The sequence below is a fragment of the Streptomyces sp. NPDC032721 genome, assembly GCF_055579625.1.
Window position 1 is genome coordinate 1,421,052 of record NZ_JBVIMX010000001.1, and the last position, 23,856, is coordinate 1,444,907.

Genomic DNA, 23,856 nt, shown 5'->3' on the forward strand with positions numbered 1-23,856 from the left:
CCGGGCCGGTGCGGTGGCTCAGCGCAGCCGGGCGACGCGCCAGACCGCCAGGGCGACGAGTGTCAGGCACACCACCGCGTACAGGGCGGCGACCCGCCAGTCGGCGCGTCCGCCGGAGCCCCGGGCGGGCAGTCCCGGCCAGGTGTAGCCGACCCGGCGGGCGGCCATCATGCCCCAGCCCGCGGCGCAGCAGCTGATCAGCAGACCGAGCATGGCCACGACCGCTCCGCCGTCGCCGATCTCGAAGGCGAGCGGGAAGGCGAACATCAGCGAGCCGACGGCGGCGAGCGACACGATCGGGGCGAGCTGCCAGATCCGCAGCCGGCGCTGCGGGCGCAGCTCCACCTCGACCTCGGCCTCGGGCTCCGGAAGTCCGGGGACCTCGGCTCCGCCCGGGCCGTCGGGAATCTCGCCCGAAGGGATGTCCCCCGGTGTCATGGGCTGCTCTCCGGGCCCGTCAGGACTCAACCGCTCCGGTTCTTCCTGTGCTCTGTCGCGAGGGCCGGCCTCCATCGCCACGCGCCCTCCCCACTCGGACTCCAACAGTCGATCGAAGCTCGATGATGGCACGCGCGCGGACACCGGAATGACGGGCGGAGCGTCCCGATGCCATCACGTGATCAGGCTGTGACCGCCCGTTCGACCAACGCCAGCGCCTGGTGCGGGAGTTCCGCACGGTGCTCGGCCGCGCCGCTCAGCCAGTGGACGCGGGGGTCCCTGCGGAACCAGGAGTCCTGGCGCCGGGCGAAGCGCTTGGTGGCGCGCACGGTCTCGGCGCGCGCCTCGTCGTCGGTGCGGTCACCGGCGAGTGCGTCCAGTACCTGCTGGTATCCCAGGGCCCTGGAGGCGGTGAGGCCCTCGCGGAGCCCTTGCTCCTCCAGCGTGCGCACCTCCTCCACCAGGCCCGCCTCCCACATCCGGTCCACGCGCGCGGTGATGCGTTCGTCGAGTTCCGGGCGGGCGACGTCGACACCGATCTGCACGGTGTCGTACACCGACTCGTGGCCGGGCAGATTCGCGGTGAAGGGGCGCCCGGTGATCTCGATCACTTCGAGGGCGCGGACGATGCGGCGGCCGTTGCTGGGGAGGATCGCCTGGCCTGCCGCGGGGTCGGCTGCGGCGAGTCTCAGATGGAGGGCGCCGGGGCCCTGCTCGGCCAGCTCGGCCTCCAGGCGGGCGCGCACCTCGGGGTCCGTGCCGGGGAACTCCATGACGTCGATGACCGCCTTGACGTACAGGCCCGAGCCGCCGACGAGCACGGGGGTGCGGCCCTCGCCGAGCAGCCGGTCGATCTCCTTGCGGGCGAGCCGCTGGTACTCGGCGACGTTCGCCGTGACGGTGACGTCCCAGATGTCGAGGAGGTGGTGCGGGATGCCGCCGCGTTCCGCGGGCGTCAGTTTGGCGGTCCCGATGTCCATCCCCCGGTAGAGCTGCATGGAGTCGGCGTTGACGACCTCGCCGCCGAAATGCTGGGCGAGGGCGACGCCCAGATCGGACTTTCCGGCCGCGGTGGGACCGACGACGGCGATGACCCGCGGTGCGGGAGCTGCAGTTCTCACTTCCCCAGTCTCGCAAACCCCCGGGCCCGTCCCCGAACGAGCTACGTGACGACGCGCGATCGGGGTCGTTGCCTGTTGCGAGGTTCCGCACGCCGGTTCACGGACCGGTTCCTCCGGGCGGCGCAATGGGACGCACCGGGCAGCGCGGGATTTCGCCCTCACGAGTACGGTATGGAGTAGATATGGGCGTTTTTGCACTGTTTCGCCGGAAGTCCAAGGACGCCGCAGAGGTGTCAACCGAGCAGGAACAGGCTGCCACTCCGACGGTCGAGGCCGCCGGGGAGGCCGTGACCGCCGAGGAGACGGAGACCGCCGAGAGCGGCTCCGAGTCCACCGAGGAGGTCGCGGCGGAGGCCGCTTCGGAGACCCCGGACGTGGTTGCCGAGGCTTCCGACGAGGCCGAGCCGGCCGCCGCGGAAGGGCTTGAGATCCCCAAGCAGCAGTCCGCCGAGGCGGCAGCGGACAATCAGGTCGGCGAAACCGCCCGCAAATAGATAGTTCCGCCCCTACCGGGTGGAACCGAACAGTCCCCACGAGGGAAGGTGTCCCATGGGCTTCCTGGACAATTTGAAGGCCAAGCTGGCCCCGGCGAAGGACAAGGCCGCGGACCTCGCGCAACAGCACGGGGGCAAGATCGAGCAGGGCCTCGACAAGGCCGCTCAAGCTGTCGACTCCAAGACCAAGGGGAAGTACAGCAACCAGATCCAGTCGGGCACGGGCAAGGCCAAGGACGCCCTCGATCGCCTCTCCAGCAAGGACGACGGCGGGACTCCGCCGACCGGCGGAACTCCGCCGACTCCCCCGCCGGCCCCCTGAGGCCGCCGGGCACGAGTGAAGAACAACGGGAACGGCCGCGGAACCATTTCGGTTCCGCGGCCGTTCCCGTATCAGGACACGCACCTTGGAAACTCAACAAGGCAATGGAAACGGCGTCAGGACCAGGCCGCCACGAAGTACCCCACGCCGTACGGTGCGTCCTCGTACAGCAGCTGACCGCCCAGGCCCGCCCCGTCCGCGGCGCCCGCGAGCACCTGCCAGGGAGCGCGCCCCGAGGCCTTGAGCGTGTGGGCGAGCTCCTCGTCCGTCGCGAGCAGGGCGGCGGTGTCGGCGGCGCCCAGCGCCCGGGCGGCGTCGGCGTCGAAGCCCTCGGCGCGCTCGTCCAGGTAGCCCGGTGCCTTCAGGGTGCGGCAGGCGCTGCCGTCTCCCATCACCAGGAGGGCGACCCTGTCGGCCCGGGCCGCTAGTTCCCGTCCCGCCGCCGCGCAGCGGTCGGTGGGCAGCTCCTCGCCGACGCCGAGTCCCTCGACGGGCGTGTGCCCCCAGCCCGTCCGGCCGAGGAGCCAGGCGGCCACCGAGAGGGACGGCGGCAGCACGCGGTCCGCGACGGCGCCCGCGGTCCCTGTATCCCCTCCGGCTCCGGCTCCGGGTGCTCCGGCGCCGAGTGCGACCTCCAGGTCCACGCCGAAGCCCGCGAAGCTGCCCTTCGTGCCCTGCGGGTGGGCTCCCCGGCCGTCCGGCCCCGCAGGTCCGAGCACGACCAGCAGGTCCGGCCAGGAGGCGGCGAGCACACCCAGTGCGTCGGCGCAGGCGTCCCGTGCGGCATCGAGTTCGGCCGCGGCACCGGCGGCGACCTCCGGAACGAGCAACGGCGGACAGGGGCACACTGCGGCGGCTACGAGCATGTCCGGCAGCCTAACGCGGGGCCGGGGGCGCCGGCCGTCCCCAGCGGGCCGTGCACCCCCGCCCCTGCGAACTCGTCCGCCCCGGCGGTCAGTTGACGCTGCACCCGCCCGTGGCGGCCGGCAGCGGCTCCGGTACGCCGATCTTCGGCAGGCCCAGCATGACGCCCGGGCCCTGCTGCGGTTCGGCGTTGCGCTTCTCCCAGGCGTCGCCCGCCCGGGTGCGGCGTACCGCCAGGGCGTCACCCTCGGCGAGCAGGTGGTGCGGGGCGGCGTAGGTGATCTCGACGGTCACCACGTCACCGGGGCGCACGTCCTGCTCGGGCTTGGTGAAGTGCACCAGGCGGTTGTCGGGGGCCCGTCCGGAGAGCCGGAGGGTGGCGCCGTCCTTGCGGCCCTCGCCCTCGGCGACCATGACGTCCAGGGTGCGGCCGACCTGCTTCTTGTTCTCCTCCCAGGAGATCTCCTCCTGGAGGGCGACCAGCCGCATGTAGCGCTCCTGGACAATCTCCTTGGGGATCTGGTTCTCCATGGTGGCGGCGGGGGTGCCGGGCCGGATGGAGTACTGGAAGGTGAAGGCGTTGGTGAAGCGGGCCTCGCGGACCGTGTGCATCGTCTGCTCGAAGTCCTCCTCGGTCTCGCCGGGGAAGCCCACGATGATGTCGGTGGAGATGGCTGCGTCCGGCATCGCGGCGCGCACCCGCTCGATGATGCCGAGGAAGCGGTCCTGGCGGTACGAGCGGCGCATCGCCTTGAGGATGGTGTCCGAACCGGACTGGAGCGGCATGTGCAGCTGCGGCATCACGTTCGGCGTCTCGGCCATGGCGGCGATCACGTCGTCGGTGAAGTCGCGCGGGTGCGGCGAGGTGAAGCGGACCCGCTCCAGGCCGTCGATCCTGCCGCAGGCGCGCAGTAGCTTGCTGAAGGCCTCGCGGTCGCCGATGTCGGAGCCGTAGGCGTTGACGTTCTGGCCGAGCAGGGTGATCTCGGAGACGCCCTCGGCGACCAGTGCCTCGATCTCCGCGAGGATGTCGCCGGTCCTGCGGTCCTTCTCCTTGCCGCGCAGGGCGGGCACGATGCAGAAGGTGCAGGTGTTGTTGCAGCCGACCGAGATGGAGACCCAGGCGGCGTAGGCGCTCTCGCGGCGCGTGGGCAGCGTTGAGGGGAACGCCTCCAGCGACTCGGCGATCTCGACCTGCGCCTCTTCCTGGATGCGGGCGCGCTCCAGCAGCACCGGCAGCTTGCCGATGTTGTGCGTGCCGAAGACGACGTCGACCCAGGGAGCCCGCTTGGTGATGGTGTCGCGGTCCTTCTGGGCCAGGCAGCCGCCGACGGCGATCTGCATGCCGGGCCGCTTCGTCTTCATCGGCGCGAGCCGTCCGAGATTGCCGTACAGCTTGTTGTCGGCGTTCTCACGGACCGCGCAGGTGTTGAAGACGACGACGTCGGCGTCACCGTCGCACCCTTCGGGCGCGCGGACGTATCCCGCGCCCTCCAGGAGGCCCGACAGGCGCTCGGAGTCGTGGACGTTCATCTGGCACCCGTAAGTGCGCACCTCGTATGTCTTCTCGCTCATCTCGTCCACCAGGGTACGGGGCCCGCCGCGCCGGAGGCGCCCTGCGGTCTCCGCCGGGGCTCACCCCTGGTCCGCAGGGGCGGTGAGCTGGCAGGATCGCGGCATGTTCCCCGCGCTCTCCCGTATCGGACGCCGTCGTGCCCTCCAGGGGGCGGTGGCCGCGCTCGCGCTGTGCGGGCTGCTGCTGTGGGGGCTGCTGCCGTCCGGCACCCCGTCGCCGAAGGGGGAGGTCACCTTCAGCACGGGGGTGCGCACCGGGGTCTACCAGCGGTACGGGGTGCTGCTGGAGGAGGCTCTGCGGCGGGACATGCCGGAGCTGGACGTCAGGCTGCGCACCAGTCAGGGGTCCCAGGAGAATCTGGCCCGGGTGGCCTCCGGGGAGGCGGACTTCACGGTCGCGACGGCCGACGCCGTGGCGAAGTACCAGCGGGACCACCGCAAGGGCGCGGACCGGCTGCGCGGCTGTGCGCGGCTGTACGACGACTACGTACAGCTGGTGGTGCCGAAGGATTCCCGGATCCGGTCCGTCGCCGACCTGCGGGGCCGGCAGGTCGCTGTGGGGCAGGAGGGGTCGGGGGTGCGGCTGGTGTCGAACCGGCTGCTGGCGGCCGCCGGGCTGGACCCCGAGCGGGACGTGAAGCCGGTGTCGATCGGGATCGACACCATGCCGGGGCGGCTGGAGGAGGGCACGATCGACGCCTTCTTCTGGTCGGGCGGGCTGCCCACCAGCGCGGTGCGCGACCTGTCCGAGCGGATGGCGGTACGACTGGTTCCGCTCAGCCCCGACCTGGTGGAGGCGTTGCAGGAGCCCGGTGACATCACCCGTTACTACCGGTCAGCGGTGATGCCGGCCGACGCCTACGCCAAGGTGAGCAACCGGGCCGCCGTACCGACCGTGGCGGTGGCCAATCTGCTGGTCACCACGGACCGCACGGACCCGGAGCTGACGAAGCGGTTCACCGAGACGGTGATCGCCAGCCGGGACCGGATCGGGCGGCAGGTGCACGCGGCGCAGCTGGTGGACCTGCGGACCGCGATCTACACGGATCCGCTGCCGCTGCACGAGGGTGCGGCGCTCTACTACCGGTCGGCAAAGCCGTAGCGGCGCCGGGAAGGCGCGGGCACGGTTCGGTGCGCGGGACGGGCACTCACGGTTCGGTGCGCGGGACGGTGACCGTCACGCGCAGCCCGTGGGGTTCGTTGGCCTCGTAGTCGATCGTGCCCCGGCCCGCGAGGAGCAGGGCGCGGGAGATGGACAGACCGAGTCCGGAGCCCTTGATGTTCTGGTGGCGGTTGCTGCGCCAGAACCGGTCTCCGACGCGGGCGAGTTCGTCCTCGGTGAGGCCGGGGCCGCCGTCCGCGACGACCACGGTGCAGACGTCGCCGTCGGAGGCGACCTCGACGGTGACCTCCTCGTCGGCGGGCGTGAACTTGAGGGCGTTGTCGATCACCGCGTCCAGCGCGCTGGAGAGCGCGACGGGGTCGGCCCAGGCGGTGACGGCCTCGGGGCCGCCGCGCAGCAGGCGTACGCCCTTGTCGTCGGCGAGCGGGGACCAGGCCGCGATCCGTTCGGTGGCGAGTTCACCCAGGTCGATCAGCCGCAGGTCGGCCGGGGCGTGTTCGGCCTGGGCGAGGTCGAGGAGGTCGTCGAGGACCCGGGCGAGGCGCTTTCCCTCGGTGCGGACTGAGGCGATCTCCTCGTTGCCTTCGGGCAGTTCGAGGGCGAGCAGTTCGATGCGCAGCAGCAGCGCGGACAGCGGATTGCGGAGCTGGTGGGACGCGTCGGCGACGAAGGCGCGCTGCTGCTCCAGTACGTCCTCGACGTTGTCAGCCATCTCGTTGAACGAGCGGGCCAGACGGCGGAGTTCCGGGGGGCCGCCCGCGGGGGCGACCCGGGAGTTCATCCGGCCGGTCGCTATGTCGTGGGTCGCCGCGTCCAGCACCCGTACCGGCCTGAGCACCCACCCGGTCAGCCGGAAGGCCGCGCCGATCGCCACGAACAGGGCGGCGAACTCGCCCGCCGCGATCAGCAGCCAGTCGTGCAGGACGCGTGAACGCAGCTGTCCGGTGGGCGAGTCGGTGACCACCACCGCGACCACGTCGCCGTCGCGCACCACCGGCGAGGCCACCACCAGGGTGTGGTCCTGCCAGGGCCAGACCTGGGGCGGATCGTGGCTGCGGCGTCCGGCCAGGGCTTCCTGGAACGCTTCCTTCCCCAGGTCTCCTGCGGCCTGCACGGTCCAGTCCTCGGGGGCCGCCGCCATGGCGCCGCCGTCCCGGTAGAAGACGCCGACCCTGATCCCGTACACCCCGTGGTAGCGGGAGAGTTCGGACTCCAGGGTGTCGCGCCGTTCGTTCCTGGCGGTGGTGCGCTCGGTGACGAACTGGGCGAGGGCGGCGAAGCGGGCGGTGTCGTCGATCCGGTCGACCACCACCTGTTGCTGCTGGGCGGCGGCCTCGCGCACGGCGAGCGGGAAGCCGAAGGCGATCAGCATGCCCGCGAGCAGGATGATGAGGAGCGGGAGGAGGCGGGTGCGCACGGGGTGTTACGTGGCCCTGGGCGCGCCGGGGGCACCTGATGCGCCGGAGGTGCCCGGCGCGCCCGGGGTACCAGGTGCGCCCGGGGTGCCAGGTGCACCCAGGGCTCCGGGTGCTCCCGACGTGTTCGGTGCGACCAGTCGGTAGCCGACGCCGCGCACCGTCTCTATCAGCGCGGGCATCCGCAGCTTCGAGCGCAGCGAGGCCACGTGGACCTCCAGGGTGCGCCCGGTCCCTTCCCAACTGGTGCGCCACACCTCGCTGATGATCTGCTCCCGCCGGAAGACGACCCCGGGGCGCTGGGCGAGGAGCGCGAGCAGGTCGAACTCCTTGCGGGTCAGCTGGACGTCCGCGCCTCCGACGCTGACGCGGCGGGTGGGCAGCTCGATGTGCACGGGGCCGAGGTCGACGGTGGTGTCGCCGGGGACGGCGGGGGTCTCCCCCGTTGTGGTGCGCCGGCTCACCGCGTGGATACGGGCGAGGAGTTCGCCGGTGTCGTACGGCTTGGTGACGTAGTCGTCGGCGCCCAGGTTGAGGCCGTGGATGCGGGAACGGACGTCGGCCCGCGCGGTCACCATGATCACCGGAGTGCTGGTGCGCTTGCGGATCTTGCCGCAGACCTCGTACCCGTCCTGGTCGGGCAGCCCGAGGTCGAGCAGCACGACACCGAAGGGCTCCTGGCCGTCGGGGGCGCGGTCGTCGGGGAGGAATGCCTGGAGGGCCTCCTCGCCGTTGCGCGCGTGGACGACGTGGAAGCCGTGCCGGGTGAGGACCGCGGACAGGGCGGCGGCGACGTGGTTGTCGTCCTCGACGAGCAGCAGTCTCATGGCACCCCCTCCGGTCTCCGGTCCGCACTCTTGATGTGGTTCTTACCTCAGGCATCCACGCCGATCCGCACGGTCCCCGTCAAGACCCTTCTCATCACGGGGTTGTTCCGTTATGGAGCCGGTATCCCCACACTGCGCCCCCTTCACGCAGAGTGTCCGGTTGAGGCCGGATCGTTATGCTCAATTTCCGCTCAGATGTAATGACGCTGGTCGCACTGGGTGACTAGGGTCCTCCCCAACCGAGGAGGACGGAGCAAAAGCCGATGAGCGGAGTTTCAGTGACCAAGGGCGCCGAGGACGCGGTACCCGCGTCGACGGACCTGGTGGTCCTGAGCAACGTCAACAAGCACTTCGGCGCGCTGCATGTGCTCCAGGACATCGACATGACCATCGCCCGTGGCGAGGTCGTCGTCGTCATCGGACCCTCCGGGTCCGGTAAGTCCACGCTGTGCCGCACGATCAACCGCCTGGAGACGATCGACTCGGGCGCCATCCGCATCGACGGAAAGCCGCTGCCCCAGGAGGGCAAGGAGTTGGCGCGGCTGCGCGCCGACGTCGGCATGGTGTTCCAGTCGTTCAACCTCTTCGCCCACAAGACGATCCTGGAGAACGTCACGCTGGGCCAGATCAAGGTCCGCGGGACGGACAAGAAGGCCGCGGAGCAGAAGGCCCGCGCCCTGCTCGACCGGGTGGGCGTGGGCGCACAGGCGGACAAGTACCCGGCGCAGCTCTCCGGCGGTCAGCAGCAACGCGTCGCCATCGCACGGGCGTTGGCCATGGAACCGAAGGTCATGCTCTTCGACGAGCCCACATCGGCGCTCGACCCGGAGATGATCAACGAGGTCCTGGAGGTCATGCAACAGCTGGCCCGCGACGGAATGACCATGGTGGTCGTCACTCACGAAATGGGCTTCGCGCGCTCGGCGGCGAACCGGGTCGTCTTCATGGCGGACGGGAAGATCGTCGAAGAGGCCACGCCGGACCAGTTCTTCAGTAACCCTCGTAGCGACCGGGCCAAGGACTTCCTGTCGAAGATCCTTCACCACTGACGGTCCGTCGGCTCCCCCGCCGCCGTACCGTCCGCCGGCAGTTCCCGGCCAACGACCTACCGACGTAAGGGATGTTCCCCATGAAGCTCCGCAAGACAGCATCCGTGGCGGCCATGGCTGCCGCACTCGCCCTGACCGCGACCGCCTGCGGTGGCAAGGAGGGCTCGGCCGGCGACGCCGCGAAGGCCCCCGGTGGCAAGGAAGCGCCGGCCGCCCCGAAGTACGCCGTCGTCAAGGACGCCAAGGTCGACGGTTCGCCGGCCTTCAAGGCCGCCAAGGCCCGCGGCAAGATCATCATCGGTGCCAAGGCCGACCAGCCGTACCTCGGCTTCGAGGACCAGGCGACCAAGAAGCGCTCCGGCTTCGACATCGAGATCGCCACGATGATCGCCGCCGACCTGGGCTTCTCCCCCGACCAGATCGAGTGGAAGACGGTCAACTCCGACCTCCGCGAGACGACCATCGCGCAGGGCCAGGTCGACTACTACGTCGGTACGTACTCGATCAACGACAAGCGCAAGAAGCAGATCGGCTTCGCCGGCCCGTACTACAAGGCCGGCGCCGACCTCCTGGTCCGCAAGGACGAGTCCGCCATCACCGGCAAGGAAACCGTCAAGGGCAAGAAGGTCTGCTCCATCAAGGGCTCGACCCCGCTGCAGGAGATCAAGAAGCCGGAGTACGGCGCCCAGGTCGTCGAGCTCGGCAAGTACTCGGACTGCGTCCAGCAGCTCCTGTCCAAGCAGGTCGACGCGGTCACCACCGACGACTCGATCCTCAAGGGCTACGCCGCACAGAACCCGACCAACCTCAAGGTCGTCGGCAAGCCGTTCACCACGGAGCTGTACGGCATCGGCGTGAGCAAGGACGACAAGGCGCTGCGCACCGCGATCAACGAGTCGATCACGAAGCACGTCAAGGACGGCACGTACAAGAAGATCTACGACTCGACGCTGGGTCTCTCGGGCTCCACGTACGCCGAGCCGCCGGCCGTCGAGAACTACTGACCGGAGCCACCGGCCCCTGCTCTGCTTGAGGCCGGTTCCCGCGCCCCGTACGCCTGTTGGGCCCGTACGGGGCGCTCCTCCTCCTGCCCGATTGCCCCCAAGCCGCTGCCCGCCGACGCGGAGACCTCATGAACGTACTGACCGACTATCTTCCTGAATTCCGCGACGGCTTCATTGGCACCGTGTTCATCACCGCGGTCAGCGGCGTGATCGCGATGGTCCTGGGACTGCTCATAGCCGGATGCCGGGTCTCGCCCGTACCACCGTTGCGCGCCTTCGGCACCGTGTGGGTCACGATTCTGCGCAACACCCCGCTCACCCTGCTGTTCCTGGTCTCGACCTTCGTCGTCCCGGAGATCTTCTTCCCGGGAATGAGCCCCTTCTTCCTCGGCGCCCTCGCGCTGGGTTTCTACACCTCGGCATTCGTCTGCGAGGCGGTCCGCTCCGGCATCAACACGGTGCCCCTCGGTCAGGCGGAGGCCGCCCGTTCGCTGGGCATGACCTTCGGGCAGACACTGCGCATCATCATCCTGCCGCAGGCCACCCGGACGGTGCTGCCCCCGCTGAGCAGCATCTTCATCGCACTGACGAAGAACTCGGCGATCGCGGGCGCCTTCGGTGTCGCGGAACTCTTCGGGGTGCAGAAACTGCTGAGTGAGCAGGGTTACGCGATCCTGCCGATCTTCGTCTTCGTCGCCCTCGGGTACCTGATCGTCACCTTCGCCATCAGCGGCCTGTTCCGTCTCTTCGAGCGCCGCATGGAGGTCGCACGATGAGTGCCAGCGTTCTCTACGATGCCCCCGGCCCCAAGGCCCAGGTCCGCAACCGGATCTACACGGTCGTCGGTTCGGCCGCGATCCTGGCGCTGGTCGCCGTTGCCGTCGTCCGCCTGGGCAACAAGGGCCATCTGGCCCCGGAGATGTGGGACATCTTCAACTACGCGGGCATCCGGCAGAACATCGCCGAGAGCCTGATCGCCACCCTCAAGGCCTTCGGCCTCGCCGCGGTCGGCTCGCTGGTGCTCGGGGTGATCCTGGCCGTCGCACGGCTCTCCGACCACAAGCCGATCAGCTGGCTGGCCACCGCGTTCATCGAGCTCTTCCGCTCCATCCCACTGCTGATCACCATCTACGCGGTGTGGGCCGGTTTCCTCTCCGACGCGTCGCTGTGGGCACTGGCCATCGGCCTGTCGGTCTACAACGGCTGTGTCCAGGCCGAGGTGCTGCGCGCCGGCATCAACTCGGTGCCGCGCGGTCAGAGCGAGGCCGCGTACGCGCTCGGCATGAGCAAGACGCAGGTCATGGTCAGCGTGCTGATCCCGCAGGCGGTCCGTGCCATGCTCCCGACGATCATCAGCCAGCTGGTGGTGACTCTCAAGGACACCTCACTGGGCTTCATGATCCTCTACCCGGAGCTGCTGAACACCGCCCGCCTGATCGCGAGCAACACCATGGTCAACGGCATGTACCCGTACGTCTCGACGATCGTCGTGATCGGTCTGCTGTACATCGTGCTGTGTCTGCTCCTGTCCGCGCTCGCCACCTGGATCGAGAAGCGGGGCCGCCGGGCGAAGACCGGCATCGCACCCGCCAAGGCGACGCCGCCCGTCGACGCGGGCTCGGCCGTCTGACGGTCCGTCCGAGGCGCGTTACGGGCGCCGCGCGCCGGGGACGCGCCAATGAGCCCCCGCGCAGAGCAAACTGACGATTAATGAGGCAGCGGCCCCGCGCCGCTGCCTCCGTCACTTGACGCAAGCACCCGCAGTGGGTTGCATACGTTCTGTGATCGAGCACCTTGTGTCCACTGCCGCCTGTGCAGCTTTCCGCTTGTCCGTACGGGGCGGAGGTCGCGCGTCGTGGACCCGGTGATCGTCGTCGGCGCCGGACCCGTCGGGCTCGCGCTCGCCCTGTCCCTCGCCGCGCAGCACGTCCCCTCCGTCGTCCTGGACGAGGGCGACGGCACGCAGGAGCCGCGCACGGCACGGACCGTGGTGCTGCGGGCGGACACCGCGGCCCTCGTCGAGCGGCTCGGCTGCACCACCGTCTGGGACGAGGGGGCACTCTGGTCCGGATGGCGGTCGATGCGGCGCAAGCAGGTCGTCACCGAACTAACGCTCGGTGACGACTGTGAGTTCCCGGCCCCCCTTCACGTTCCCCAGCACGCCCTCACCCAGGGCCTGTACGACGCCGCCACCGCGCACCCGCTGATCGAGCTCGCGACCCACGCGCGCGTGGACACCATCGAGCAGGACGGCAAGGGCGTCACCGTGCACACCCGCGAGCCGGGTTATCTGTACTGGCGCGGCAGTTACCTGGTCGGCTGCGACGGCGCCCGCTCCACCGTCCGCAAGCTGCTCGGCATCCGCTTCGCCGGCCGCACCGCCGTCGAACGCCACGCCGTCGCCGCCCTGCGCACCGAACTCCCCTGGCCGGACACCGCGTTGATGCACCGCCAGCCGCCCTGGCGCGGCGGCGGTCCCGAGGTGACGGCCCGCCCGCTGCCCGACGACGTGTGGCGGCTGGACTGGCTGCTGCCGCCACGCGGGGACCTGGTCACACCCGATGCGCTGGTCACCCGGATCCGCGACACCCTGGCCGGGTGGTGCGGGGAGACACCCGCGTACGAACTGATCGACACGGGCGTGTACACGCTGCACCACCGGCTCGCCCAGCGCTGGCGCGAGGGGCGTTCCTTCCTCGCCGGGGACGCGGCGCACCTGCTCGGCGCGCTCGGCACCCAGGGCGTCGACGAGGGACTGCGGGACGTGGCGAACCTGGCGTGGAAGCTGACGCACGCCCTGCACCACGACGCCTCGCCCGCCCTGCTCGACAGCTACCAGGACGAGCGGCGCACCGCGGTCGCCGCACGGCTGCGCGCCGCCGACCAGGTGCTGCCGATACTGCGGGGCGGCGGCGGGCTGCGGGCGGTCCTGCCCGGTGCCGCGCGGGGGCACGACAGTCTGCTGACGGACGGGCATCTGGGCGGCGGCGCGCTGGGCGCCCTGCCCCAGTACGCGCACTCGCCGCTCGCGGCCGGTCCGGCCGGGGACCGGGAGGCGGAGGCCGATGTGGCCACTGTTCCGGGTGCGCTCGTCGAGGACGTACGGGTGACCGCGCCGGACGGTACTGCCGTACCGCTGTGGGACCGGCTGGGCCAGGGGCACCTCCTGGTGGTGCTGATCGCGCCGGGCACCGGGGTGTGGGACCGGCGGCACTGGATGACGGCGGGGGTGATGCCCCGGCTGGTCTCGGCGGTCACCGCCCTTCCCGTACCGGCGGAACTGCTCGTCGCGGAGGGCTATCCCGGGGCGACGGCGCACACCGTCCTGCTCGTACGCCCGGACGGTCATCTCGTGGCCGCCTTCGACGGGGTGCACCCGGCGGAGCTGTACGCGGCGGCGGACGCGGCGCGCGGGGGTGCGCCGGAGAGCGAGGCCGCAAGCGCGGGTGCGGGTGCGGCCTCGGGTGCCCCGGGCGACGCGTCCGGCACTTCCGGCGCACTGGTGCTCCCCGACCCCAGTGGCCGGACCGACCGGACTGCGGACATCAATTGACCGCCACAGGCACACATGGTGTACTCCGGAACGTGAGCGACACCCGAGTGTGCCTGTGGCGGAGGGTCCATATGGACCTGGTCCGCTACGCGGGCTGTGTCTGTCGCCCGTCCTGCTGATTCGCCTCTTTCCTTTCACGCGCGGTGTGCTGCCTCCCGCTCCCCGGCTCTCCGGCCGGAGCCGGTGAGGCGGCCCGTGCGTGTTCCGCGAACCTCTCAGGACGGCCTTCCCGTGTCTCTTTCCCCTTCCGCACCCGTATCCGTACGTCCCTCCGCGCCTGCCGGCCCGGCGGCGCCCACCCATGCCCAACTCCTCGACTTCGTCAGGCGGACCGCGGCCGACGCCGAACTCGTGGCCTCGCTGCCGCTCGATCCGGAAGGGCGTACCTGGGTACGGCTCGACGGTCCCGGCGGGAGCGAGGCATGGCTGATCGGCTGGCCGCCCGGAACCGGAACGGGGTGGCACGACCACGGCGGTTCGCACGGCGCGTTCGCGACGGCGGCGGGCGGACTGACCGAGCAGTCGCTCGCGGCGCGGCTGCCCACCGAGGGCTGGAAGACCCTGGAACTCGCCGACGGGGTCGACAGGGAACGGCAGTTGACGCCCGGTCAGGGGCGGGCCTTCGGGGAACACCACGTGCACCAGGTGCTCAACGAGTCGGACACGGCGCACGCGATCTCGGTGCACGCCTACTACCCGCCGCTTCCGCTGATGCGGCGCTACAGCCGAACGGGCGCGGTGCTGCGCCTGGAGCAGGTGGAACGTCCGGAGGAGTGGCAGTGACGAACGAACCGGTGGGAATCGACGAGTTGCTGGAGCGGGTACGGGAGGGACTCGTGCGGGTCGGACCGCGCGAGGCGTACGAGGCGGCCGGCTCGGGGGCGCTGCTGGTGGACATCCGGTACGCGGCCCTGCGCGAGCGGGACGGGCTGATTCCGGGCGCGCTGGTGGTGGAGCGCAACGAGCTGGAGTGGCGGCTGGACCCCCGGGGCAGCCACCGCGCCCCCGAAGCCACCGGCCACGACCTGCCCGTCATCGTCGTCTGCAACGAGGGCTACGCGTCGAGCCTCGCGGCTGCCTCGCTGCAACAGCTGGGCCTGCACCGGGCCACCGACCTGACCGGCGGCTTCCAGGCGTGGAAGGCGGCGGGCCTGCCGGTGGAGGGGTAGCGGAACCGCACCACGCTCACAGGACCGGGGCGAGGGGACCGACTCCACCGGGGGCCGTCCCCTTGCCCGCCCGTCCGCCAGGGAGGGCGGCCCCCGCCGCCCGAGGCGACCCCCTGGGAGCGCGCTTGGCCGTCCAGGGGGGCGAAGGGGGCGGACATCTCCGCCCGAGGTGATGAGCCTCACCGCCCGAGGGAGCGCGCATCCCCGCCCTAGGGAACGCGCATCCCCGCACGAGACGGCTGGCATCGCCCCTCAGAACAGCTCGGGGTAGAGCCCGTCCTCCGGCTCCCCCCCTTCCTCCTCCAACGCCCGTCTCACCACCCGGAGGGCAAGCCCCTCCGGATATCCCTTCCGCGCCAGCATCCCCGCCAGCCGCCGCAGCCGCTTGTCCCGCTCCAGCCCTCGCGTCGACCTCAGCTTGCGGGCCACCAGCTCCCGCGCGGTCTCCTCCTCCTGCTCGGAGTCCAGCTGCCCCACGGCCTCGTCGATCAGCCCCGGGTCGACGCCCTTGGTGCGCAGTTCCTGGACCAGGGCACGCCCGGCCAGTCCCTTGCTGTGGTGGCGCGACTCGACCCAGGCGTCCGCGAACGCGGCGTCGTTGATCAGTCCCACTTCCTCGAAGCGCGACAGCACCTGCTCCGAGATCTCCTCGGGGATCTCCCGCTTGCGCAGGGCGTCCGCGAGCTGCTTGCGCGTGCGGGGGGTGCCGGTGAGCAGGCGCAGACAGATCGACCGCGCCTGCTCCGCCGGATCCTGAGGGGGCTCCTGGACGGCTCCGCCGCCGCCCCTGCGCACCCTCCCCGACTTCCGGGATCCCGGCTCCGCGCCGGTCTCCCCGGTAACGCCGCTCTCCCCGGATTCCCGGGAGGACCAGGGGAGCCGGGGCGGCCCTTCGGCCTCCCCCGCTCCGCCGTGCGCGTCGTACGCGTCGTCCGTACTGCCCGGCCAGTCCGTTCTCCGGGTCATGGACTAGCCCTTGGCTGCCGCGGCCTTGGCCGACTTCGCCTTGGTCGCCGGGGCCGGGACCGCCTTGGGATCGGCAGCCGTGGCACCGGGGGCCGCCGCGTCCGCGCCCGCCTCGGCCTCCTCCTTGGGAGCCGGCTTCACACCGACGCCGAGCTTCTCCTTGATCTTCCGCTCGATCTCGTCGGCGAGATCGGGGTTGTCCTTCAGGAAGTTACGGGCGTTCTCCTTGCCCTGGCCGAGCTGGTCACCCTCGTACGTGTACCAAGCACCGGCCTTGCGGACGAAGCCGTGCTCGACGCCCATGTCGATCAGACCGCCCTCGCGGCTGATGCCCTGGCCGTAGAGGATGTCGAACTCGGCCTGCTTGAAGGGGGGCGCGACCTTGTTCTTGACGACCTTGACGCGGGTGCGGTTGCCGACCGCGTCCGTGCCGTCCTTGAGGGTCTCGATGCGGCGGATGTCGAGCCGGACCGAGGCGTAGAACTTCAACGCGCGACCACCGGTCGTGGTCTCCGGCGAGCCGAACATCACACCGATCTTCTCGCGGAGCTGGTTGATGAAGATCGCGGTGGTCTTGGACTGGTTGAGCGCACTGGTGATCTTCCGGAGCGCCTGGCTCATCAGCCGGGCCTGGAGACCGACGTGCGAGTCGCCCATCTCGCCCTCGATCTCCGCACGCGGCACGAGCGCCGCCACGGAGTCGATGACGATGAGGTCGATGGCACCGGAGCGGACCAGCATGTCCACGATTTCCAGTGCCTGCTCGCCGGTGTCCGGCTGGGAGAGGATCAGGTTCTCGGTGTCGACGCCGAGGGCCTTCGCGTACTCGGGGTCGAGCGCGTGCTCGGCGTCCACGAAGGCGACGGTGCCGCCGGCCTTCTGCGCGTTGGCCACGGCGTGCAGCGTGAGGGTGGTCTTACCGGAGGATTCCGGTCCGTACACCTCCACCACACGGCCGCGCGGCAGTCCGCCGACGCCGAGCGCGATGTCCAGGGCGGTCGACCCGGTGGGGATGACCTCGATGGGGTCGTTCGGCCGGTCGCCGAGACGCATCACCGCACCCTTGCCGAATTGCCGTTCAATCTGTGCGAGAGCGGCGTCCAGCGCCTTCTCGCGGTCGGTGCCTGCTGCCATGGGTTCCACCCGATTTGCTTGAGTCGATCGCTTCACGTCAAAGACGCTAACGCCTGCCACTGACAATCGGCCTCGGCGTCCTCCTGACCTGTGGATAACCCCGTGCGAACCCTTGGGACCACAAGGCCGGACTCCCAATATGAATGGATGTTCGATTTTGCTGTCAAGCGCGCCACGCCCGCGCCGCCCACCGGGGCGGACGGGCTCGCGCCCACGGGGTTCGCCGCGACACGGTGCCCGCCTATCCTCCGAGCATGCCCGTCCCCTCCCGCATCCGCGGACTCCACGCGCCGGGGCGGCCGCCTGGGCACGCGAGGTCCGTGACCGGTGCGAGGGACGTCACCGTGACCGTGGTCGTCGCGCTGATCGTGGTCGTCCCGACGCTGCTCGTGATGCGATTCCACCAGGGGGAGCCCGCACACCTCGCCCTGGCGGGCTGGGCACTGATCGCCGTCGGCTGCGGCGCGCTCTACTTCCGCCGCAGGTGGCCGGTGGCCGTCGGGGTCGTCACCCTGCTCGCCAGTGCGGCGTACTACCCGCTGAGCGTCTACGACGGCCCGCTGATGATCACCTTCGCGCTGGCGCTCTACACGACCTCCGCCGAGGGCCGGCTCGCCGCCGCCGTCGCCCTGGGCGCTGCGGCACTGCTCGCGTCCGGCTTCGGCGAGAGCGCGCTGCCCGGCAGCATGCGCCAGATGGACAACGTCTCGCTCGCCATGCTGTCCGGCTGGCTGATCAGCCTGATCGCGGTAGGCCGCGCCCAGCACACCCGCGCCGCCTATCTGCACGAGGTGGAGCAGCGGGCGCTGGCCGCCGAGCGCGAGCAGGAGGCGCGGGCGCGGCAGAGCGCGACCGAGGAACGGCTGCGGATCGCCCGTGAGCTGCACGACGCGCTCGGCCACAGCATCTCGCTGATCAACGTCCAGTCGAGTGCCGTACTGCACAAGCTGGGCAGGGCCCGGAGCCCGCCGTCGCACTGGCCGCCGCCGAGGAGACACTGGCCACCGTCAAGGCCACCAGCAAGGAAGCCCTGCGCGAACTGCGGGCCACGCTCGGGGTGTTGTGCCAGGCCGACGAGGCGGCAGCGGGCTTCCGGGTCGAGGCCCGGCTGCCCCTTGAGGAGCACGCATGACGGACCGTACGACGCCCCCCGCGACGGGAGCGGCGGACCGGACGATCCGGGTGGTGCTCGCGGACGACCAGACGCTGGTGCGGGCCGGGTTCCGCTCGATCCTCTCCGGCGAGGACGACATCGAGGTGGTGGGCGAGGCGTCCGACGGCGAGCAGGCGGTGGCACTGGCCCGCGAACTGCGCCCCGACGTCGTCCTGATGGACATCCGGATGCCCGGCACGGACGGCCTGGAGGCCACCCGCCGCATCCTCACCGACCCCCGTCTGACGGACGTCCGAGTGGTCATCCTGACCACTTTCGACGTCGACGACTACGTGTACGGCGCGCTGCGCGCGGGCGCCTCGGGATTCCTGCTGAAGGACACCGAGCCGATGGAACTACTGCACGGCGTACGGGTGGTGGCCCGAGGCGACGCACTGATCGCGCCCGCCGTCACCCGCCGGCTGATCGCGGAGTTCGCGGGCCGGGTCAAGCAGCCGGACCCGAGCCCCCGGCTCAACGCGCTGACCGAGCGGGAGCGCGAAGTGATGGGCCTGGTCGGGGCCGGTCTGTCCAACGACGAGATCGCCCGCCGCCTCGTGCTCTCCCCCGCCACCGCGAAGACGCACGTCAGCCGCATCATGACCAAGCTGGACGCCCGCGACAGGGCCCAACTGGTCGTCCTCGCCTACGAGTCCGGGATGATCACACCGGGCTGGCTGGGCTGACCTCTCGGGGTCATCCCCGAGACGCCCCTCGGGGTCGCGCCCCCACGGTGCCAACTCCTGGGGTACGCGCGCGTGCCCCGGCGCAACCCCCGGGGCAGCACGGGTGTCACCCGGCGGCCGACGCCCCGCCCCGCCCCGTACGCCGACGCTGTGACCGTGTCCGTACTCACGCAATCCCTGGGTGCTGGTGCCTTTGTACGCAGTCGACCCCTTGAGGAGTCACCATGACCACCCTGCACCAGCCACCGACGCCGCCCCCGCCTCCGACCAGGCGCGGCAGCGTCTTCGAACGTCTCGCGGCCTTCTCGTACGCCCACCGCTGGCGCCCACTCGTCCTGTGGGTCGTGCTGGTCGCCGGAATCACCGGTGCCTCCACGGCCGTCGGCAACGCCTACCACAACGACTTCTCACTGCCCGGCACCGATTCCCACCAGGCGCAGTCGGTGCTGGAGCGGCACGGTTCGGCGCAGGCCGACGCCTCCCTCCAGCTCGTCGTCAGGGCGCCCCGGGGCGTCGCCGATCCGGCTGTCCGCAGCAGGGTCGAGGGGATGCTCGGGAAGGTCGCGGAGCTGCCCCGCGTCGCCGGCGTACGCAGTCCGTACGAGGACCGTACGGCCGTGTCCGAGGACGGCACCGTCGGGTACGCCACCGTGACGCTGGACGGCCGGGAGCAGGATGTACCGGCCCAGGACGTGCGCCGGGTGATCGCGGCGGCGGACGCCCTCGACGGCGACGGGATCCAGGCCGCCGTCGGGGGCGGCGCCGTCCGTAACGCCGAGGAGGGCGGCGGCGGGGCGGCCGAGGGTGCGGGCATCCTGGGCGCGCTGGTGATCCTGGTGTTCCTCTTCGGGTCGCTGGTCGCGGCGAGCCTGCCGGTGCTCACCGCACTGTTCGCGGTGGGCAGTTCGGTGGGGCTGATCGCGCTCGCCTCGCACCTGGCGGACGTCGCCGACTTCACCCCGCCGGTCATGATGCTGGTCGGGCTGGGCGTCGGCATCGACTACGCGCTGCTGATCTTCTCCAGGTTCCGCGGCGAACTGCTCAGGGGGAGCGAACCGGAACGGGCCACCCGGGCCGCTCTGGACGCGGCCGGGCGCACGGTCTTTTTCGCGGGCTGCACGGTGATCATCGCGCTGATGGGCCTGGTCGCGCTCGGCCTGGGCTCGCTCCAGGGGGTGGCACTGGCCGTCGCGCTGACCGTGCTGGTCACCATGGCGGCCTCGCTGACACTGCTGCCCGCCCTGCTGGGCGTGTTCGGCCGGCGCATCCAGCGACAGGTCACCAGGCGGGCGGCGAGGACGAAGCGGGTAGAGGGGGCCGGCTGGCGGCGGTGGGCCTCCGGTGTCCAGCGCAGGCCGGTGGCGGCCCTGCTGGTCGCGATGGTGGCACTGGGCGCGCTCGCCGTCCCCGCGCTCGACATGCGCCTCGGCTTCGCCGACGCGGGCAACGACCCGAGGACCTCGTCCAGCAGGCAGGCGTACGACCTGCTGGCGGACGGCTTCGGCCCCGGCTTCAGCGGCCCGTTGATCGTGGTCGCCGAAGGGGCGGACGAGGCGGCGGGCCAGAAGCTCCGCAGCGCCCTCGAAGCGGCCGACGGCATCGCGGCGGCGACCGGGCCGATCCCCACGAAGGACGGCGCCGTCTCCACCGTCATCGCCTTCCCCGAGACCGCACCCCAGGACGAGGCGACGTCACAACTGGTGGCACGGCTGCGGGCGGAGGTGCTGCCGCCGCTGGCGGCGGAGACCAGCACAGTGCTGCTGGTGGGCGGGGCGACCGCCGCGACGGAGGACTTCGCGGCGACCGTTTCCGACCGGATGCCGCTCTTCGTCGTGATCGTTGTTGGCCTGTCCTCGCTGCTGTTGCTTGTCGTTTTCCGATCGCTTCTCATCCCCGTCAAGGCGGCCCTGCTCAACCTGGTGTCGATCGGGGCGGCCCTGGGCGTGGTCACGCTGGTCTTCCAGGAGGGGTGGTTCTCAGTGCAGGCGGGGCCCGTCGAGGCGTTCATCCCGGTGATGATCTTCGCGATCGTCTTCGGTCTCTCGATGGACTACGAGGTGTTCCTGCTGTCCCGCATCCACGAGGAATGGCAGCGCGAACGGGACCCGCAGAAGGCGGTCCGGGAAGGGCTCGCGGCGACCGGCAAGGTGATCACGGCGGCCGCCGCCATCATGATCGTGGTCTTCGCGGCGTTCGTGCTCAGCCCGGACCGGATGCTCCAGCAGTTCGGGCTCGGTCTGGCGGTGGCGATCCTGCTGGACGCCGTCGTCATCCGCTGCCTGATCGTGCCGGCCGTGATGCAGTTGCTGGGCCGCCGCGCGTGGTGGCTGCCGAAGCCGCTGCTCCGGGTGCTCCCGAAGGTGGAGCTGGAACGCCACTGATCCCGGCCGCCCCGTCCGCGCAGCGGCAAAGCCGCTCAGTCGCCGTCCCCTGCCGGAGGTGCCGGAGGGGACGGCGGCTCTGCGTCGCGGTCCCGGCGCAGCGCGGTCCTCATCCGGGCCAGTGCGGAGGCGCGCCTGCTGCGGTGGCCCTGTACGCGCGGGTCGTCGGTGACGTCGTAGCGCTTCACGTACGCCCCCAGGAATGCTTGCAGGGTGGCCACTGCGGGGATCGCGATGAGTGCGCCGACCGCGCCCATCAACGCCGTACCCGCGACGACCGAGCCGAAGGCGACCGCCGGGTGGATGTCGACGGTCTTGGCGGTCAGCTTGGGCTGCAGGAGGTAGTTTTCGAACTGCTGGTAGACCACCACGAAGCCGAGCACCCACACCGCGTACCAGGGGTTGACCGTGAAGGCGATCAGCATCGGCAGCGCGCCCGCCAGATAGGTGCCGATGGTCGGGATGAACTGCGAGATCAGGCCGACCCACACGGCGAGCGCCGGGGCGTAGGGGACGTCGAGGATCACCAGCAGGATGTAGTGCGCGATGCCTGAGATCAGGGCCATCAGACCGCGCGAGTAGAGGTAGCCGCCGGTCTTGTCGACGGCGATCTCCCAGGCGCGCAGCACCTCCATCTGCCGGGCGGGCGGCAGTACGGAGCACAGTGCGCGGCGCAGCCGTGGCCCGTCGGCGGCGAAGTAGAACGAGAACAGAAAGATCGTCAACAGCTTGAACAGGCCACCGAGGACCGTCGTGGAGACATCCAGGACGCCACTCGCACTGTTCTGCACGTACTTCTGGAGCCAGTCGGAGCGCAGCAGGTTGTTCTGCACCTCGACCCTGGACAGTTCGGTGTTGAAGGTCTGGTTGATCCAGCGGATCACCGAGTCCAGGTACTTGGGGAAGTCGTCGACCATCTCCACGATCTGGCCGGCCAGCATCGAGCCGAGCAGCACGACGAAGCCGATGCCCGCGATCATCACGCCGAAGAAGACCAGGAAGGTGGCCAGGCCCCGGCGCATGCCACGGCCCGCCATCCGGCCGACCGCGGGCTCCACCGCGAGGGCGAGGAAGAACGCGATCAGGATGTTCAGGAGCAGCGTGATGAGTTGGTGGAACGCCCAGTCGCCGAGCTGGAAGCAGGCGTAGAGCGCCAGCGCGAGCACCATCGCGCGCGGCAGCCACCGGGGCATCCTGGCCGGGCCCGCAGGCGCCGCCGCGGGGGGCGCGGTGCTCGGCGGGCCGGCCGCCTGCGCTGCGGTGTCCTGGGCTTTTGCCCGTTCCTGGGCGGTCTCATCAGTCGGGGCCACGGAGCCAAGTGTCACTCATGAGTACGACAACGGCGTACCCGCATGCCCCCGTTGGGGCAGGTCGGCGCGGTGGCGGCGTCAGCGACTGTCCTGCGGTACGTCCATGGCGCGGCACACGGCCTGCCAGACGGACTTCGCGTCCCATCCCGCGTCGAGCGCCTCGTGCACCGTACGGCCGCCGAGTTCGGACATCACGTGGTCGCGGGCGAAGGAATCGGCGTACCCCTCGCCGAAGTGCGCCGCCATCCGCTCCCAGAAAATCGTCAACCGCATGACACCAGTATCCCGCCCCTGAGAGTGCAGAGCGGTCCGCACCCCTTGCCATGGACGCACGGAGCCCTACCGTCGGCACATGGCTGGAAATGGAGCATCCCCTCTCGCCCGTGCCGAGCACTTCGTGTGGCTGACCGCCCGGGTCCTGGAGCAGCGGCGGTTCGCGTACCACTTCCTCGACGGCGAAGCGGACCCGGTCGAGACCGCCCTCAACGCGTATCTGGGCGCCGACGGCGGTTTCGGACACGCGCTGGAGCCCGATTTCCGGGGGCCGGTGAGCCAGCCCCTGCACACGGCACACGCGCTGCGGGTGCTGGAGGAGATCGGCCGCTGCGGCGGCACGCGCGTGGAGCGGGTGTGCCGCTATCTGACGGAGGTGTCGGCGAAGGACGGCGCACTGCCCGCCGTGCACCCCTCGCAGCGCGGCTACCCGGCCGCGCCGTTCGTCCCCGTGGTGGACGATCCGCCGAGCGAGCTGCTGGCGACGGGACCGGTGGTCGGTCTGCTGCACCGCAACGAGGTGTGGCACGCCTGGCTGTTCCGGGCGACCGACTTCTGCTGGGCGGCCGTGGAGGCGCTGGAGTCCTCCCACCCGTACGAGGTCCAGGCCGCCGTCGCCTTCCTGGACGGCGCCCCCGACCGCCCGCGTGCCGAGGCCGCCGCGGACCGGCTCGGACGGCTGGTGCGCGAGCAGCGGCTGGTGGTCCTCGATCCGGCGCGGCGCGCGCAGGTCCCGGTCGCGCCCGGGTACGCCCCGGGCGAGCACCACTTCGCCCACGACTACGCGCGCGTGCCCGGGTCGCTGGCCCGCGGCTGGTTCACCGACGAGGAGATGAAACGTTCCCTGGACTTCCTGGAGGCCGATCAGCAGGAGGACGGGGGCTGGCCGGTCCGGTGGCGGGTGTGGGCGCCGGGGACCGAGCTGGAGTCGCGTCCGCTCGTCACGATCGACGCGCTGCTGACGCTGCGGGCGTACGGCAGGACGATCGGCTGAGGCAC

At 70.9% G+C, this 23,856-nt stretch carries 24 protein-coding genes and 2 pseudogenes; 15 read left to right on the top strand and 11 right to left on the bottom strand.

The features are described 5' to 3' along the window. Positions 1-18 precede the first annotated feature (18 nt). Positions 19-513: a hypothetical protein gene (locus tag ACZ5PB_RS06065; RefSeq protein ID WP_468688308.1), complete on the bottom strand. Its 495-nt coding sequence runs from the start codon at positions 511-513 to the stop codon at positions 19-21. Positions 514-620: 107 nt separating this feature from the next. Then, complete coding sequence (gene miaA / locus ACZ5PB_RS06070; protein WP_468688131.1) at positions 621-1,559, bottom strand: tRNA (adenosine(37)-N6)-dimethylallyltransferase MiaA; 939 nt, start codon at positions 1,557-1,559, stop codon at positions 621-623. A 230-nt stretch (positions 1,560-1,789) separates the two neighbouring features. Between miaA and ACZ5PB_RS06075 the strand changes: the two genes are divergently transcribed. Beyond that, a complete protein-coding gene (locus ACZ5PB_RS06075) occupies positions 1,790-2,053 on the top strand; it encodes a gliding motility protein (protein ID WP_468688133.1) in 264 nt (87 codons plus the stop codon). Positions 2,054-2,108: 55 nt separating this feature from the next. Further along, positions 2,109-2,375 carry an antitoxin gene (locus ACZ5PB_RS06080; RefSeq protein ID WP_468688135.1) on the top strand — a complete coding sequence of 89 codons (267 nt, stop codon included), beginning with the start codon at positions 2,109-2,111 and terminating at the stop codon, positions 2,373-2,375. Between the two features lie 116 nt (positions 2,376-2,491). Here the strand turns inward: ACZ5PB_RS06080 and ACZ5PB_RS06085 are convergent, their stop codons facing one another. Together ACZ5PB_RS06085 and miaB are read right to left on the bottom strand one after the other, a co-directional pair. Next, complete coding sequence (locus ACZ5PB_RS06085; protein WP_468688136.1) at positions 2,492-3,241, bottom strand: class III extradiol ring-cleavage dioxygenase family protein; 750 nt, start codon at positions 3,239-3,241, stop codon at positions 2,492-2,494. An 88-nt stretch (positions 3,242-3,329) separates the two neighbouring features. Next, entirely contained in the window at positions 3,330-4,814 is a 1,485-nt protein-coding gene (gene miaB / locus ACZ5PB_RS06090) for a tRNA (N6-isopentenyl adenosine(37)-C2)-methylthiotransferase MiaB (RefSeq protein ID WP_468688138.1), read from the bottom strand. Positions 4,815-4,917: 103 nt separating this feature from the next. On the opposite strand from miaB, the gene ACZ5PB_RS06095 reads away from it, so the two are divergent. After that, complete coding sequence (locus ACZ5PB_RS06095; RefSeq protein WP_468688310.1) at positions 4,918-5,916, top strand: TAXI family TRAP transporter solute-binding subunit; 999 nt, start codon at positions 4,918-4,920, stop codon at positions 5,914-5,916. Positions 5,917-5,962: 46 nt separating this feature from the next. Here ACZ5PB_RS06095 and ACZ5PB_RS06100 read toward each other — a convergent pair whose 3' ends face one another. Both ACZ5PB_RS06100 and ACZ5PB_RS06105 read right to left on the bottom strand, forming a co-directional pair. Next, positions 5,963-7,354 carry a sensor histidine kinase gene (locus ACZ5PB_RS06100; protein ID WP_468688140.1) on the bottom strand — a complete coding sequence of 464 codons (1,392 nt, stop codon included), beginning with the start codon at positions 7,352-7,354 and terminating at the stop codon, positions 5,963-5,965. A gap of 123 nt (positions 7,355-7,477) precedes the next feature. Beyond that, positions 7,478-8,179, bottom strand: a pseudogene (locus tag ACZ5PB_RS06105) (response regulator transcription factor); the annotation flags it as partial. 263 nt (positions 8,180-8,442) lie between these two features. Here ACZ5PB_RS06105 and ACZ5PB_RS06110 point away from each other — a divergent pair. The 8 genes from ACZ5PB_RS06110 to ACZ5PB_RS06145 all read left to right on the top strand — a co-directional run bounded on the left by ACZ5PB_RS06110 (position 8,443) and on the right by ACZ5PB_RS06145 (position 14,954). Then, positions 8,443-9,228: an amino acid ABC transporter ATP-binding protein gene (locus tag ACZ5PB_RS06110; protein ID WP_468688142.1), complete on the top strand. Its 786-nt coding sequence runs from the start codon at positions 8,443-8,445 to the stop codon at positions 9,226-9,228. A gap of 80 nt (positions 9,229-9,308) precedes the next feature. Continuing rightward, the gene (locus ACZ5PB_RS06115; RefSeq protein ID WP_468688143.1) at positions 9,309-10,232 is read left to right on the top strand and encodes a glutamate ABC transporter substrate-binding protein; all 924 of its coding nucleotides are present in this window, start codon (positions 9,309-9,311) and stop codon (positions 10,230-10,232) included. Between the two features lie 128 nt (positions 10,233-10,360). Further along, complete coding sequence (locus tag ACZ5PB_RS06120) at positions 10,361-11,008, top strand: amino acid ABC transporter permease (RefSeq protein ID WP_468688144.1); 648 nt, start codon at positions 10,361-10,363, stop codon at positions 11,006-11,008. Continuing rightward, positions 11,005-11,862, top strand: coding sequence for an amino acid ABC transporter permease (locus tag ACZ5PB_RS06125; protein ID WP_468688146.1), 858 nt, complete (start codon positions 11,005-11,007; stop codon positions 11,860-11,862). The genes ACZ5PB_RS06120 and ACZ5PB_RS06125 overlap by 4 nt, the downstream gene beginning before the upstream one ends. A gap of 225 nt (positions 11,863-12,087) precedes the next feature. Continuing rightward, the gene (locus ACZ5PB_RS06130; RefSeq protein WP_468688147.1) at positions 12,088-13,785 is read left to right on the top strand and encodes an FAD-dependent monooxygenase; all 1,698 of its coding nucleotides are present in this window, start codon (positions 12,088-12,090) and stop codon (positions 13,783-13,785) included. 47 nt (positions 13,786-13,832) lie between these two features. Further along, a complete protein-coding gene (locus ACZ5PB_RS06135; protein WP_316247164.1) occupies positions 13,833-13,904 on the top strand; it encodes a putative leader peptide in 72 nt (23 codons plus the stop codon). 112 nt (positions 13,905-14,016) lie between these two features. Further along, positions 14,017-14,568 carry a cupin domain-containing protein gene (locus ACZ5PB_RS06140; protein ID WP_468688149.1) on the top strand — a complete coding sequence of 184 codons (552 nt, stop codon included), beginning with the start codon at positions 14,017-14,019 and terminating at the stop codon, positions 14,566-14,568. After that, positions 14,559-14,954 (top strand): rhodanese-like domain-containing protein, encoded by a 396-nt coding sequence (locus ACZ5PB_RS06145; protein WP_468688150.1) that lies wholly within the window; start codon positions 14,559-14,561, stop codon positions 14,952-14,954. The genes ACZ5PB_RS06140 and ACZ5PB_RS06145 overlap by 10 nt, the downstream gene beginning before the upstream one ends. Before the next feature lie 252 nt (positions 14,955-15,206). On the opposite strand, the gene recX is transcribed toward ACZ5PB_RS06145, so the two are convergent. The 3 genes from recX to ACZ5PB_RS06160 all read right to left on the bottom strand — a co-directional run bounded on the left by recX (position 15,207) and on the right by ACZ5PB_RS06160 (position 17,772). Next, positions 15,207-15,920, bottom strand: a complete 714-nt coding sequence (gene recX / locus ACZ5PB_RS06150) for a recombination regulator RecX (RefSeq protein ID WP_468688152.1) — start codon at positions 15,918-15,920, stop codon at positions 15,207-15,209. A 3-nt stretch (positions 15,921-15,923) separates the two neighbouring features. Beyond that, on the bottom strand, positions 15,924-17,054 hold the full coding sequence (gene recA / locus ACZ5PB_RS06155; RefSeq protein ID WP_468688154.1) for a recombinase RecA: 1,131 nt from the start codon (positions 17,052-17,054) through the stop codon (positions 15,924-15,926). A gap of 586 nt (positions 17,055-17,640) precedes the next feature. Beyond that, positions 17,641-17,772 carry a hypothetical protein gene (locus tag ACZ5PB_RS06160; RefSeq protein WP_468688156.1) on the bottom strand — a complete coding sequence of 44 codons (132 nt, stop codon included), beginning with the start codon at positions 17,770-17,772 and terminating at the stop codon, positions 17,641-17,643. Between ACZ5PB_RS06160 and ACZ5PB_RS06165 the strand changes: the two are divergent. The 3 genes and pseudogenes from ACZ5PB_RS06165 to ACZ5PB_RS06175 form a co-directional block, all read left to right on the top strand. Then, positions 17,771-17,965, top strand: a pseudogene (locus tag ACZ5PB_RS06165) (histidine kinase); the annotation flags it as partial. The gene ACZ5PB_RS06160 and the pseudogene ACZ5PB_RS06165 overlap by 2 nt on opposite strands. A gap of 217 nt (positions 17,966-18,182) precedes the next feature. Continuing rightward, positions 18,183-18,893: a response regulator gene (locus tag ACZ5PB_RS06170; protein ID WP_468688158.1), complete on the top strand. Its 711-nt coding sequence runs from the start codon at positions 18,183-18,185 to the stop codon at positions 18,891-18,893. A 224-nt stretch (positions 18,894-19,117) separates the two neighbouring features. Continuing rightward, a complete protein-coding gene (locus tag ACZ5PB_RS06175) occupies positions 19,118-21,274 on the top strand; it encodes an MMPL family transporter (RefSeq protein ID WP_468688160.1) in 2,157 nt (718 codons plus the stop codon). Between the two features lie 35 nt (positions 21,275-21,309). Here the strand turns inward: ACZ5PB_RS06175 and ACZ5PB_RS06180 are convergent, their stop codons facing one another. Together ACZ5PB_RS06180 and ACZ5PB_RS06185 are read right to left on the bottom strand one after the other, a co-directional pair. Beyond that, a complete protein-coding gene (locus ACZ5PB_RS06180; protein WP_468688312.1) occupies positions 21,310-22,467 on the bottom strand; it encodes an AI-2E family transporter in 1,158 nt (385 codons plus the stop codon). 195 nt (positions 22,468-22,662) lie between these two features. Then, positions 22,663-22,857, bottom strand: a complete 195-nt coding sequence (locus tag ACZ5PB_RS06185; RefSeq protein ID WP_468688162.1) for a DUF3046 domain-containing protein — start codon at positions 22,855-22,857, stop codon at positions 22,663-22,665. 79 nt (positions 22,858-22,936) lie between these two features. On the opposite strand from ACZ5PB_RS06185, the gene ACZ5PB_RS06190 reads away from it, so the two are divergent. Next, entirely contained in the window at positions 22,937-23,851 is a 915-nt protein-coding gene (locus ACZ5PB_RS06190; protein WP_468688163.1) for a hypothetical protein, read from the top strand. The last annotated feature ends 5 nt before the right edge of the window (positions 23,852-23,856 follow it).

Excerpts from the sequence above, each read along its gene's own strand:
- ACZ5PB_RS06065 (WP_468688308.1), bottom strand. The coding sequence starts at position 513 with ATGGAGGCCGGCCCTCGCGACAGAGCACAGGAAGAACCGGAGCGGTTG.
- ACZ5PB_RS06080 (WP_468688135.1), top strand. The coding sequence starts at position 2,109 with ATGGGCTTCCTGGACAATTTGAAGGCCAAGCTGGCCCCGGCGAAGGAC.
- ACZ5PB_RS06085 (WP_468688136.1), bottom strand. The coding sequence starts at position 3,241 with ATGCTCGTAGCCGCCGCAGTGTGCCCCTGTCCGCCGTTGCTCGTTCCG.
- miaB (WP_468688138.1), bottom strand. The coding sequence starts at position 4,814 with ATGAGCGAGAAGACATACGAGGTGCGCACTTACGGGTGCCAGATGAAC.
- ACZ5PB_RS06095 (WP_468688310.1), top strand. The coding sequence starts at position 4,918 with ATGTTCCCCGCGCTCTCCCGTATCGGACGCCGTCGTGCCCTCCAGGGG.
- ACZ5PB_RS06110 (WP_468688142.1), top strand. The coding sequence starts at position 8,443 with ATGAGCGGAGTTTCAGTGACCAAGGGCGCCGAGGACGCGGTACCCGCG.
- ACZ5PB_RS06115 (WP_468688143.1), top strand. The coding sequence starts at position 9,309 with ATGAAGCTCCGCAAGACAGCATCCGTGGCGGCCATGGCTGCCGCACTC.
- ACZ5PB_RS06120 (WP_468688144.1), top strand. The coding sequence starts at position 10,361 with ATGAACGTACTGACCGACTATCTTCCTGAATTCCGCGACGGCTTCATT.
- ACZ5PB_RS06125 (WP_468688146.1), top strand. The coding sequence starts at position 11,005 with ATGAGTGCCAGCGTTCTCTACGATGCCCCCGGCCCCAAGGCCCAGGTC.
- recX (WP_468688152.1), bottom strand. The coding sequence starts at position 15,920 with ATGACCCGGAGAACGGACTGGCCGGGCAGTACGGACGACGCGTACGAC.
- recA (WP_468688154.1), bottom strand. The coding sequence starts at position 17,054 with ATGGCAGCAGGCACCGACCGCGAGAAGGCGCTGGACGCCGCTCTCGCA.
- ACZ5PB_RS06160 (WP_468688156.1), bottom strand. The coding sequence starts at position 17,772 with ATGGCGAGCGAGACGTTGTCCATCTGGCGCATGCTGCCGGGCAGCGCG.
- ACZ5PB_RS06170 (WP_468688158.1), top strand. The coding sequence starts at position 18,183 with ATGACGGACCGTACGACGCCCCCCGCGACGGGAGCGGCGGACCGGACG.
- ACZ5PB_RS06175 (WP_468688160.1), top strand. The coding sequence starts at position 19,118 with ATGACCACCCTGCACCAGCCACCGACGCCGCCCCCGCCTCCGACCAGG.
- ACZ5PB_RS06180 (WP_468688312.1), bottom strand. The coding sequence starts at position 22,467 with ATGCCCCGGTGGCTGCCGCGCGCGATGGTGCTCGCGCTGGCGCTCTAC.
- ACZ5PB_RS06185 (WP_468688162.1), bottom strand. The coding sequence starts at position 22,857 with ATGCGGTTGACGATTTTCTGGGAGCGGATGGCGGCGCACTTCGGCGAG.
- ACZ5PB_RS06190 (WP_468688163.1), top strand. The coding sequence starts at position 22,937 with ATGGCTGGAAATGGAGCATCCCCTCTCGCCCGTGCCGAGCACTTCGTG.